Annotated in this window: 7 protein-coding genes and 1 pseudogene; 2 read left to right on the top strand and 6 right to left on the bottom strand. The window is 63.3% G+C overall.

Annotated elements, in window-relative coordinates; all coding sequences use genetic code 11:
* The first annotated feature begins 42 nt into the window (after positions 1-42).
* Positions 43-2,100 (top strand): transketolase, encoded by a 2,058-nt coding sequence (gene tkt / locus JH25_RS01000; protein WP_032880799.1) that lies wholly within the window; start codon positions 43-45, stop codon positions 2,098-2,100.
* 58 nt (positions 2,101-2,158) lie between these two features.
* Here tkt and uvrA read toward each other — a convergent pair whose 3' ends face one another.
* The 6 genes from uvrA to lexA form a co-directional block, all read right to left on the bottom strand.
* Positions 2,159-4,678, bottom strand: coding sequence for an excinuclease ABC subunit UvrA (gene uvrA, locus JH25_RS01005; RefSeq protein ID WP_032880798.1), 2,520 nt, complete (start codon positions 4,676-4,678; stop codon positions 2,159-2,161).
* On the bottom strand, positions 4,675-6,387 hold the full coding sequence (locus JH25_RS01010; RefSeq protein ID WP_032880797.1) for an ATP-binding protein: 1,713 nt from the start codon (positions 6,385-6,387) through the stop codon (positions 4,675-4,677). Before JH25_RS01010 ends, uvrA begins: the two co-directional genes overlap by 4 nt.
* A 101-nt stretch (positions 6,388-6,488) precedes the next feature.
* Positions 6,489-9,560: an error-prone DNA polymerase gene (locus tag JH25_RS01015; RefSeq protein ID WP_032880795.1), complete on the bottom strand. Its 3,072-nt coding sequence runs from the start codon at positions 9,558-9,560 to the stop codon at positions 6,489-6,491.
* A gap of 22 nt (positions 9,561-9,582) precedes the next feature.
* Positions 9,583-10,998 (bottom strand): Y-family DNA polymerase, encoded by a 1,416-nt coding sequence (locus JH25_RS01020; protein ID WP_032880794.1) that lies wholly within the window; start codon positions 10,996-10,998, stop codon positions 9,583-9,585.
* Positions 10,999-11,005: 7 nt separating this feature from the next.
* The gene (gene imuA / locus JH25_RS01025) at positions 11,006-11,620 is read right to left on the bottom strand and encodes a translesion DNA synthesis-associated protein ImuA (RefSeq protein ID WP_032880793.1); all 615 of its coding nucleotides are present in this window, start codon (positions 11,618-11,620) and stop codon (positions 11,006-11,008) included.
* Positions 11,620-12,237: a transcriptional repressor LexA gene (lexA, locus tag JH25_RS01030; RefSeq protein WP_032880791.1), complete on the bottom strand. Its 618-nt coding sequence runs from the start codon at positions 12,235-12,237 to the stop codon at positions 11,620-11,622. Before lexA ends, imuA begins: the two co-directional genes overlap by 1 nt.
* 97 nt (positions 12,238-12,334) lie before the next feature.
* On the opposite strand from lexA, the pseudogene JH25_RS29160 reads away from it, so the two are divergent.
* A pseudogene (locus JH25_RS29160) lies at positions 12,335-12,535 on the top strand (alpha/beta hydrolase); the annotation flags it as partial.
* Positions 12,536-12,712 lie beyond the last annotated feature (177 nt).

Here is a 12,712-nt window from a genome sequence, read left to right as displayed (position 1 = left end):
CTGCCCTCCACTGTAGATCGCCACCCGAGGGAGACAGGTTTCATGAATCACGCTGCCACTGCTGCCGACACTCAATGCATCAACACGCTTCGCACCCTGGCCATGGACGCTGTACAGAAGGCCAATTCGGGGCATCCGGGCACGCCCATGGGCCTGGCGCCGGTGGGTTATACGTTGTGGAGTCGCTTCCTGCGTTATCACCCCGAACATCCCGATTGGCCTAACCGTGACCGTTTTGTGTTGTCAGTGGGGCATGCGTCGATGCTGCTGTATTCGCTGTTGCATCTGGCCGGTGTGGTGGAGATTGACGCCCACGGCCAGCGCTCCGGCCAGCCGGCCATCAGCCTCGACGATATCAAGCAGTTCCGGCAGATGGGTTCCAAGACCCCAGGCCACCCCGAATACCGCATGACCACCGGCGTGGAAACCACCACCGGCCCGCTCGGCCAGGGCTGCGCCAACAGCGTGGGCATGGCCATGGCCCAGCGTTGGCTGGCCGAGCGCTTCAACCGCGACGGCCAGGTACTGTTCGACTACGACGTCTACACCCTGTGTGGTGACGGCGACATGATGGAAGGCATCAGCAGCGAGGCGGCCTCGATGGCCGGCCACTTGAAGCTGGATAACCTGTGCTGGATCTACGACAACAACACCATCAGCATCGAGGGCCACACTGAACTGGCCTTCAGCGAAGACGTGATCAAGCGCTTCCAGGCCTACGGCTGGCACACCCAGCACGTCACCGACGCCAATGACTTGCAGGCGTTGAGCGTGGCGCTGGAAACCTTCAAGGCCAATACCGGCGCGCCGACCCTGATCGTGGTCGACAGCGTGATCGGCTATGGCTCGCCGCACAAGCACAACACCGCCGCCGCCCACGGCGAGCCTCTGGGCGAAGACGAGATTCGCCTGACCAAGGCTGCCTATGGCTGGCCGCAGGATTCGAGCTTCCTGGTGCCCGACGAAGCCCGCACGGTACTGCGTGATGCCCTCTGCGAACGCGCCGAACCGCTGTTCGCCGAATGGAACCAGACCCTGGCATCCCTCGACCCGCAACGGGCCGATGAACTGCACCGAATGCGCGCCGGCGAAATGCCCGAGCAATGGCAGGCGCACCTGCCCAGCTTCGCCGCCGATGCCAAGGGCGTCGCCAGCCGGGCCTCCGGCGGCGAGGTATTGAATGCCTTCGCCCAACAGATCCCCTGGTTGCTGGGCGGCTCGGCGGATCTGTCGCCGTCGACCAAAACCAACCTGACGTTCGACGGCGCCGGGCGCTTCAGCGCCGATGACTACAGCGGGCGAAACCTGCACTTCGGCATCCGCGAGCACGCCATGGGCGCAATTGCCAATGGCATGGCGTTGTCCTACCTGCGCCCGTACACCTCGACCTTCCTGGTGTTCAGCGACTATATGAAGCCACCGATCCGCCTGGCGGCGATCATGGAATTGCCGGTGATTTTCGTGTTTACCCATGACTCCATCGGCGTGGGTGAAGACGGGCCGACGCACCAACCGATCGAACACCTGACCCAACTGCGCGCCACGCCAGGGCTGCTGACTCTGCGCCCGGGCGACGCCAATGAAACCCTGGAGTTGTGGAAGGTGGCCCTGGCGCAAACCCATCGGCCAAGCTGCGTGGTGCTGTCGCGCCAGGCGCTGCCAACCCTGGATCGCACCCAGTATGCGTGCGCCTCCGGTGCGGCCAAAGGTGCCTATGTAATGGCCGCTGCGGATAAGCCTGAAGTCATTCTGATCGCGACAGGCAGTGAGGTCAGCCTGGCGGTGGCTGCTTACGAGCAACTCAAGGGCGAAGGCGTGGCCGCGCAAGTGGTATCGATGCCGAGTTGGGAGTTGTTTGAAGACCAGGATCAAGCCTACCGCGACAGCGTCTTGCCGCCTGCGATAAAAGCGCGGGTGGTGGTGGAACAGGCGGGGCCCCTGGGTTGGGATCGCTATGTCGGGCAAACCGGTGCCAAGGTGGTGATGAACAGCTTTGGCGCGTCGGCGCCATTGGCCAAGTTGCAGGAGAAGTTCGGGTTTACCGTGGAGAATGTGGTGAAGCTGGCCAAGGAGCAGATCCAGCATAATCTCACTGACTAGCGCTTGGCTTAATGTGGGAGGGGGCTTGCTCCCTCCCACATTTGGTCATCAACAACTGCTAGATCAGCGCCTGGGTTAGATAAGGCGCGGTTCGGCTGTGCTTGCTTTTGGCAACCTTGTGCGGCGTACCACACGCCACCACCTTCCCGCCCAGGTCCCCTGCCCCCGGCCCGATGTCAATCACCCAGTCACTCTGGGCCACGACGCGCATCTCATGCTCGACCACAACCACGGTATGCCCCGCATCGACCAGTTGATTCAACTGGCTGAGCAAGCGGTCGACATCCTTGGGGTGCAAGCCGGTGGTCGGCTCGTCGAGCACATACAACGTAGCGCCGCGGGCGTTGCGTTGCAGTTCGCTGGCGAGCTTGATGCGCTGGGCTTCACCGCCGGACAGTTCGGTGGCCGGCTGGCCAAGGCGCAGATAGCCCAGGCCGATATCGCGCAGCACCTGCAACGAGCGCAGTACGCCAGGCTGCTCGGCAAAGACTTCCACTGCCTGCTCGACCGTCAAGCCCAGTACCTGGGCGATGTTCAAACCCTGCCATTTGATCGCCAGGGTTTCGGGGTTGTAACGCGCACCGTGGCAAGTGGGGCATGGCGCGTACACGCTGGGCATAAACAGCAGCTCAACGCTGACAAAGCCTTCACCCTCGCAGTTCGGGCACCGCCCCTTGGCGACATTGAACGAAAACTGCCCGGCGTCGTAAGCGCGTTTCTTGGCCGCCGGCGTAGCGGCGAACAGCTTGCGCACGTTGTCGAACAGCCCGGTGTAGGTCGCCAGGTTAGAGCGCGGCGTGCGGCCGATAGGTTTCTGGTCCACCTGCACCAGGCGGCGAATGTGTTCCAGCCCGGCACTGATGCGCCCGCCACTGGCTTGCGGTGCGGCGTCTTCCAGGCTTGGCTCGTCGTCATTTTCCAGCACGCGCCCAAGGCCCGTGGCCACCAGTTCCAGCAACGCCTGGCTGACCAGGCTGGATTTGCCCGAGCCGGAAATACCGGTTACCGCGGTAAAGCAGCCCAGCGGGAAGTCCACCTTCAGGTCATCGAGGTTATTGCGCGTCACGCCTTCGAGCTTTAGCCAGGCAGTGGGCTCGCGCCGCGCCACGTTGGCCGGGCGCTGTGGAGCAAACAGGTATTCACGGGTCTGCGACGCCTCGATAGCCTCCAACCCCGCAGGCGGCCCGCTGTACAGCACCTGCCCGCCATGTTCACCGGCTGCCGGGCCCACGTCGATCAACCAGTCGGCGCGGCGCATGGTTTCCAGGTCGTGCTCCACTACAAACAATGAATTGCCCGCGGCCTTCAAGCGCTCAAGCGCACTGAACAACGCTTCGCCATCCGCCGGATGCAGGCCCGCCGAGGGCTCGTCCAGCACATAGATGACGCCGAACAGCTGTGAGCCCAACTGGGTGGCCAGGCGCAAACGCTGCAACTCTCCGGAGGACAAGGTCGGCGTGCTGCGTTCCAGCGACAGATAGCCCAGCCCCAACTCGATCAGGGTGTTCACCCGCTCGAGCAAGTCCTGGGCGATGCGTTGGGCTGCCAGGCGCTTTTCCACCGACAATTTCATCTTGTCCTGCCCCGCCGCCACCGGCCGCAGCAATTGGGCCAATTGCGCCAGGGACAGTTGCGACAACTCTCCAATATCCACCCCGGCAAACTTCACCGACAGTGCCGCCTGGGTCAGGCGCTTGCCGTGGCATAACGGGCAGGCACTGCCTTGCATGAACTGCGACACACGCTTTTTCATGAGTGCGCTTTGGGTATGGGCGAAGGTGTGCAGGATGTAGCGCCGTGCGCCGCTGAAAGTGCCCTGGTAGCTGGGTTCGAGCTTGCGTTTCAACGCATCGCGGGTCTGCTGCGGGGTAAAGCCGGCGTATACCGGCACGGTGGGGGTTTCTTCGGTGAACAGGATCCAGTCGCGCTGTTTTTTCGGCAGGTCACGCCAGGGGATGTCGACGTCATAGCCCAGGGTCACAAGGATGTCGCGCAGGTTCTGGCCCTGCCAGGCCAGCGGCCAGGACGCCACCGCACGCTGGCGGATGGTCAAGGACGGATCGGGCACCATCAGCGCTTCGGTCACTTCATACACGCGGCCCAAGCCATGGCATTGCGGGCACGCGCCCTGGGGCAGGTTCGGGGAAAAGTCCTCGGCATACAGCATGGCCTGCCCCGGCGGGTAGCTGCCGGCGCGTGAATACAGCATACGGATCAAGCTCGACAGCGTGGTGACGCTGCCCACCGAAGAGCGCGCACTCGGCGTGCCACGTTGCTGTTGCAGGGCCACCGCCGGCGGCAAGCCCTCGATGCTGTCCACATCCGGCACGCCCACCTGGTCGATCAAGCGTCGCGCATAGGGCGCCACCGATTCGAAATAGCGACGCTGCGCCTCGGCATACACGGTGGAAAACGCCAGGGACGATTTGCCGGAGCCGGATACCCCGGTAAACACCACCAGGGCATCGCGTGGAATATCCACATCGACGTTACGCAGATTATGTTCACGGGCGCCACGCACCCTGACAAAGCCCGGTTGCTGGGCGGTAACCGCAGGGATGTTGCGCTGTGATGTCATGGGCAACCTTGTCTTGCACTGAGCACCCTGCGCACGCGTTGAGTCAGGGCATCAGGGCTGTAGGGTTTGCTCAGCAAGTGGATGTCGGCGCCGAGCAAATGATTGGAGGACAGGATGTCGCGGGTGTGGCCGGAGGTGAACAGCACCGCCACCGGCGGGTTCTGCGTACGCGCCCAAGTGGCCAGGTCAGTGCTCTTGACCCGGCCTGGCATCACCACGTCGGTGAAGATCAGGTCCGGCGCTTCGCCGCGCTGCAACACCTGCATCGCGCGGTCGCCATCTTCGGCGGTCAGTACGGTATAACCCGACTGCTGCAGCAACTCGACCACCGTCAGGCGCACGCCTTCGTTGTCCTCGACCACCAGGATGGTTTCCTGGCCGCCACCTTGCGGGTCCACGTCACTGTAGTCGTCGAGGCACTCGGGCTCCAGGCTGTGGGGGAAGTACATCTGCACCAGTGAGCCCTTGCCCTCCTCGCTCCACATATCCACATGCCCGCCGCTTTGGCGCACAAAACCAAACACCATGCTCAGCCCCAGACCGGTGCCGTGGCCTTCGCGTTTGGTGGTAAAGAAGGGTTCGAAGGCGCGCTTGAGGGTGGCCTGGGACATGCCCACACCGGTGTCGGCCACCGCCAGGCGCACATACTCGCCAGGCTTGATGCTTTTGCCGATGCAATCGTCAGGGTTGAGGATGACGTTTTCCCCGGTGATCCGAATCACCCCTTCGCCCTGCATGGCATCCCGGGCGTTGATTGCCAGGTTGAGCAAGGCGTTTTCCAGCTGGTTGCGGTCGACATTGATGCACCAGGAGTCCTGGGGCAATTGCACGTCGATATGGATGGTTTCCCCCAGCGCCCGTTGCAGCAACTCGCCCAGGCCGGCATAAATGCGCTGCGGGTTGTACACCGCGGGTGATAACGGTTGGCGACGGGCAAACGCCAGCAATTGCGATGACAACTTGGCCCCACGCTCGACTGCCGCGATGGCCGCGGTCACGCGACGTTGCACCTGGCAATTGTCCGGCTCATGCCGGGCAAGCAAATGCAGATTGCCGGCGATCACTTGCAGCAGGTTATTGAAGTCATGGGCCACGCCCCCGGTCAGGCCGCCAATCGCTTCCAGCTTTTGTGACTGGCGCAACTGGTCTTCGGCGGCAGAGCGCGCCTGCACCTCGGCGGCCACGCGTTGCTCCAGATTATGGGTAAGCTCCTGGCGCACCCGCTCGGACTTCACCAGCTCGGTGGTTTCCACCACAATCGCCAGCACGCCGGCCGGCTGCTGGTTGTCACCCGCCACCGGGCTGTAGTAGAGGTCCAGCCACACGCTTTCCGGTCGGCCGTGACGCGACAACACCAGTTCCTTGTTATTGAACGACAAGGTACCGCCCGCCAGGCACGTATCCACCACATGCCGATTGAACTCGGCCACTTCCGGCCAGCCCAGTTCCACCGGCGTGCCCAACAGGTAAGGATGGCGCCCGCCGGCAAATGCCGAATAGCTGTCGTTGTAGATCATGTACCCCGCCCGCCCCCACAGCATCACCATCGGTACGGGTGAGGCCAGCATCATTTGCACGGTGCAAGCCAGGCTTGTGGACCACTGATCCAAAGGGCCAAGGTCGGTAGTTGACCAGTCAAAGGTGCGTATCCGCTGAGCCATTTCGCCGGCCCAGCCTTCACAGCCGTGGGGGTTGGATAAAAATTGCATCATTGGGCTCTGTGCGCAGGAGAGGACGATCGCAAGTTTTGGAGCGCGCCGACGGTGGATGGTTTCATCTTGTGTACGCTGGAATGCAGAAACCACTGAACTCAATGAAAATCCCGGCTGCGCACCACCATGCCATCCAACAGCGGCGTCAAATCGGTCAGGCGCCCTGCGATCAAATGCCGCACCTCGCCCACCGCCTCCCAGCGCCCATCCACCTTGAGCAGGCGCGACCCCACCAGCGCCCGGCGCTGGCGCTCGGCCAGGTCGCGCCAGACCACTACATTGAGGTTGCCGAATTCATCTTCGAGGGTGACAAAGGTCACGCCACTGGCCGTACCAGGGCGCTGGCGACCGGTCACCAACCCGGCGATGCTCACATTGCGCCCATGCTCCACCGCCAGCAACTCTTGGGAACTGCGGCAGCGTCGCTTGCGCAGCTCGGCGCGCAACAAGGCCAAGGGGTGCGGCCCAAGGGTGGTGCCCAGCGTGGCGTAATCGGCTTGCAGGTCCTCGCCTACGCTGGGCGCGGGTAATGCCACCACGGTTTCATCCTGACCTGGCTGGCCGGCAAACAAGCCGAGCTGCTTGTGCACACCGGCCACGTCCCAACGCGCCTGGTGTCGATTGCCGGCCAGCGCGCGCAATGCACCGGCATCCGCCAGCAGCGCCTGGGCCCGGGCATCCAGGCCGGCGCGTGCGTCCAGGTCGGCGATGTCGCTGAACGGTTGCCGGTGGCGTGCGGCTTCGATACGCCGCCCGTCGTCCTCGCGAAACCCCGAGATCATGCGCAAGCCCATACGAATCGCCGGTTGCTGGCCATCGATGGGCTCCAGGCTGCAATCCCAGTCACTGGCCTGCACATCCACCGGGCGAATCTGCAAGCGATGGCGCCGGGCGTCCTGCAGAATCTGGTCCGGGCTGTAGAAACCCATGGGCCAGCTATTGATCAGGGCGCAGGCAAAGGCCGCCGGTTCATGGCATTTGAGCCAGCAACTGGCGTAGGTCAACAGGGCAAAACTGGCCGCGTGGGACTCGGGGAAACCATAGCTGCCAAAGCCTTTGATCTGCTCGAAAATCTGCGCGGCAAAGGCTTCGGTGTAGCCGTTGCCCAGCATACCGTCGCGCAGGCGCTTCTGGTGCGGCTCCAGGCCGCCGTGACGTTTCCAGGCGGCCATGGAGCGGCGCAACTGGTCGGCCTCGCCAGGGCTGTAGTCGGCGGCGACCATCGCGATCTGCATCACTTGTTCCTGGAACAAAGGGATACCCAGGGTGCGTTTAAGCACGGCCTCCAATTCGGGTGAAGGATAGGTTTCTGCTTCCTCTTTGTTTCTGCGGCGCAAATACGGATGCACCATGCCGCCCTGAATCGGCCCAGGGCGCACGATGGCGACTTCGATCACCAGGTCATAGAACGTTTGCGGCTTGAGCCTGGGCAACATCGACATCTGCGCCCGCGATTCGATCTGGAACACGCCGATGGTGTCAGCCTTGCTGATCATGGCGTAGGTCGCCGGATCCTCCTTTGGGATGCCTGCCAGGCTCAAATCCAGGTTGCGATGCCGACGCAGTAAATCGAAACAGCGGCGGATTGCGCTGAGCATACCGAGGGCGAGGATATCCACCTTGAGCAGGCCGACGGCGTCGAGGTCATCCTTGTCCCACTGGATGATGGTGCGCTCGGCCATGGCCGCATTTTCCACTGGCACCAGGGTGTCCAGCGGGTATTCGGAAATCACGAAACCGCCGGGGTGCTGGGACAGGTGCCGGGGAAAGCCGATCAGTTGCCGGGTGAGCGTCAACACGCGGCGCAGCAGTGGGCTGTCCGGATCGAAACCGCTTTCACGCAGACGTTCAAGAGGTGGCGCGTCATCACTCCAGCGCCCGCAGCAGTCGGCCAACGCGTTGATCTGGTCTGGTGGCAGCCCGAGGGCCTTGGCTACATCGCGCACTGCGCCGGCGGCGTGGTAGCTGCTGACCACCGCCGTCAACGCTGCACGATTGCGGCCGTAGCGCTGGAATACGTATTGCAGCACTTCTTCGCGGCGCTCGTGCTCGAAGTCTACGTCGATGTCCGGCGGTTCATTGCGCTCTTTGGAAAGGAAGCGCTCGAACAGCAAGTCGCTCAAGCTCGGGTTGATTTCGGTGATACCCAAGGCAAAACACACCGCCGAATTGGCCGCCGAGCCACGGCCCTGACACAGGATCGAGCGGCTGCGGGCGAAGCGCACGATGTCGTGCACCGTGAGGAAATAATTTTCGTAGCCCAACTCGCTGATCAGCAGCAGTTCCTTGTCGATCTGCTGCAAGGTCTTGGCATCGACGCCCTCGGGCCAGCGCCGGGCAATGCCTTCTTCGGTCACCGCACGCAACCAGGAGGCGGCGTCATGACCTGTCGGCACCAGTTCGCGTGGGTAGTGATAGCGCAACTGGCTGAGGTCGAAGGTACAACGCCGCGCAATCGCCAGGGTTTCGTCAAGCAGCGCTTGCGGGTACAGCGCGGTCAGGGCATCGAGGCTGCGCAAGTGCCGCTCGCCATTGGGATGCAACAAGGTACCGGCGTCGGCCACCGCGACGTGATGGCGGATGGCGGTCATGGTGTCTTGCAGGGCACGGCGGCCACGAGCATGCATGTGCACATCGCCGCAAGCCACCGCCGGGATCTGCAACCGGGCGGCCAGGTCCAGGCGCTGCTCCAGGTGACGCCCATCGTCCTGGCCGCAATGCAACTGCACTGCCAGCCACAGGCGCCTGTTGAAAGTGCGGCACAGCCATTGGATCGAGGCCTGGGTGTCATGGTCCTGCGCCACCCACAGCGCCAACAGGCCGGGCAATGGTTGCTCGAAGTCTTCCTGCAGCAGGCGGTAACGGCCTTTTTCAGCACGGCGACGGGCCAGGGTGATCAGACGGCACAGATGCTGGTAGCCGTTGAGGTCTTGCACCAGCAGCACCAGTTTGGGGCCGTTTTCGATGCGCACTTCACTGCCGATAATCAGCGGCAAATCCACCGCTTTCGCTGCTTGCCAGGCCCGTACGATGCCCGACAAGGTGCATTCATCAGTGATTGCCAGGGCGCTGTAGCCCTGGTGTTTGGCCCGCTGGAACAACTCCAGTGCACTGGAGGCACCGCGCTGGAAGCTGAAGTTGGACAGACAATGCAGTTCGGCGTAACTCATGCGCTACTCGCCCCTACAGAGCTCATGCAAACCAGCCTTGCAGCCACAGTCCATCGCTGCACCCCACATTGCGGTAGGCCCAGCCTTGCTGGCCGGCGCGGGTCTGGATCAGGTAATAGTCGCGGCGGATATCGGCGCCATCCCACCAGCCGGATTCGATGCGCTCCGGGCCCATCAGAATGTGCACGCCCTGCTCGGCCAGCAGCGTCGGTTCGGACAGCAACCAGCCGGGGCGCCGCACCTTGTTCAAGCTCGGGCATGGACGGCTGTCGGTCGCGGCTTGCCAGGCGCATTCGGGACGATGGTCAGCGTGAAAGCGCAGGCCCTGCACCGCCTCATCCCCCAGGCGCGCACGCAAGCGTTCGCGCAATTGTTCCCACGGCAGGGTTTGCTGCGGGCGGTCGTCGAACAGGTCCTGGCGCTGGGGCACGAACACCGGCAAGTCCTCGGCCACCAGACGCAAACCGCGCACCGGCGAGGTGACCTGGACCTGTTCCAGGCGGCCACGGGCCAGTTCGAACAGCATCAAAGGCTCACGCTCGGCACTGAGCAAGCCCACCTTGATCACGCTGTCGGGCGCCTGGGCATGTTCCAGGTGCAGGTCAAAGCGCTGCACGCCACTGTCGCGCCCGCAAAGGAAGGCCGACAAGTCGCCGGTCAAGCGCCGCAATGGAAACAGCAAGGCCTGGTGGGATTGCACATCGAAGTTCAACTCGATGCGCGCCTCGAACTGGTCCGGCGGCTGATAGAACGCCAGGGCCAAGGGGCGTTGCCCGCTCAAGGCGTCGAGGTGCTTGAGCAGGCTGGCGTCAAAGCGTCGCGCCAGGGTATGCCGCGGCAATGCCTGCACCTGGGCCAGGGTGCGCAGGCCCATGCGTGACAAGGCGGTGGCGGCCTGCGGGTCAAGACCGGCGCGGTCGACAGGCAGTGGCGCCAGGGCCTGCATCAAGGCGTTGTCATCGGCCACGGCCAGGCCATCGTAAAGGTTTGCCAACACCCGCGCCGCCGCCGGATTGGGCGCTGCGACGATGCGGTGACGAAAGCCAAGGTCGGTCAACTCCTTGCGCAAGCGCGCCTCGAACTGCGACCAGGGCCCAAACAGGCCCAGGCTCGATTCGATCTCGAACAACAAGGCGCGCGGGTAATACAGGCTGACCTGGGAACTGAAACGGTAGGCCCAGGCGGCAAGCAACTGCTGCAAGCGCTCGATTTCCAGAGGGTCGTATTCCACACAGGCAAAGCCCTTGGCCAGGGCATGGGCTGCCGTCAACGATTGACCAGGGCGCAAGCCCAGGGCACGGGCGGCGGCGTTGACGGTTTGCAGCACACGCCGCTGCGGCGTGCCGGCCAGCAGTGCCAGAGGCTGGTCAGGTTCGGGATGCACACGCTGCGCCCCGTCCAGCGCCAATTGCGGGAATACGATACAGACCCAACGCATGGCAACCTCAATGCCCCGCCAGGGCAATCGGTGCCGGATGGGCCAACCCGCCCCGGCACTTGAGCACGCGCACTTGTGCAGGCTTTGCCTCGACCGCCAGGCGCAAGGCCGCGGGCGAGGCATTGACCGCCTCATTCAAGGAGCGCCAGGCAAATGCCAGGGTCTGTCCGGTTTCCGCCGCCACCTGCAAGCGCCGCAAGGCCCGATCATCGGCCTTGCGCGGCCAGCACAACACCGCACCGCAACTGCCGGAGCGCAGGCATTGTTCCACCGCCCACAGCGCATCGCGCTCCTGGGCCTGGATAATGGAAAGCTGACGCACATCTACCCCGGCGCTCTGCCAGGCATGGGGATACGGCGTATAGGGCGGCGCCACCAGCACAATGCGCTCACCCAGGGCCGACAAGCGTGCCAGGGTTGGCAGCACCAGTTGCAATTCGCCCACCCCGTCCTTGGCCATGAGGATTTCACTCAAGGCCGCTTCCGGCCAGCCGCCAGTGGGCAGCACCGCATCCAGCGCCGCCAGCCCCGTGGGGTGCACGCTGGCCGGTGGTGCGGCGGGCCGGCCCTTCCAGACTCGCCCGCCATTGAACAGCGAGTCCAGGGCAACCACGGCGCCCATCAGCCTTGCCTCACCAGGCCACAGAACACCCCTTCGATGGCCAGGTCCTGGTCGGGGCCGACCACAATGGGTTGATATGCCGGGTTGCGCGGCAATAAACGCACCCGCTCGCCGTTGCGCTCGAAGCGCTTGATGGTGACCTCACCATCCAGACGCGCCACCACAATCTGCCCGTTCAAGGCTTCGGCACTGCGACGTACGCCCACCAGGTCGCCGTCGAGAATGCCATCTTCGATCATCGAATCGCCCTGTACTCGCAGCAGGTAGTCAGGGGTCTTGGTGAAAGTGGCCGGATCCAGTTGCAAGTGGCTGTGCACGTCCGCATCGGCACCGATGGGCCGGCCAGCCGCCACGCGGCCAAGTACCGGGACATCCAGCCACTCGGGACGCGCGGGTTGATTGAGCAAACGAATGCCACGGGCCTGGTTGGGGTTGACCTCAATGAAGCCGGCTTCGGTCAAGGCCACCACATGCTTGCGGGCGACGCTGCGCGAGGCGAAGCCGAACGCCTCGGCGATCTCAGCGAGGCTGGGGGGCTGGCCTTGGTGCGCGATGCGCTCGCGAATGAAGGTCAGGATGGCGGTACGGCGGGGAGTCAGGTTGGTCATGGAGTACATTTGTACTCCTGTAGGAAATTTCTGACAACAACCGTCAGTCGGCGATCAACTGCCTGGTCATCACCGCATAAATATCTACACAACTTTGTAGCTACCGCACGTAACCACGCGCTTCAGCCAGCAATTATTTGAAGCCGCCCAGCAACCCAAGCAATTGTTATGGGTGCCCGGTGCCAGCCATAACAACAGCATGAGCCTGGCCGCTCGCAACTATGGCAAGGCGCTGGAAAACCTGATGCGCACGCAGATACCCGCCCGGGAAGTGACACACTCCACAGGGCGCGACAACGCGTCATAAATACACTTTTCGACACTGGGTTCGCGTTTGGCTGTCAAGCGCAAACCCTGCCCATACTGGCCCGAAACACAAGTTGATCAAATAATGATCTTCACGCAAATCGCCAACGCAGCCGGGCCTTCGCAAAGTTATCCACAGAGATACCCACGGTTTTCGTGGACAACTCTTTTTATATTT

The sequence above is a fragment of the Pseudomonas sp. BRG-100 genome (genome assembly GCF_000737955.1).
GTDB lineage: Bacteria > Pseudomonadota > Gammaproteobacteria > Pseudomonadales > Pseudomonadaceae > Aquipseudomonas > Aquipseudomonas synxantha_A.
This window is presented reverse-complemented; position numbering and strand designations above follow the sequence as displayed.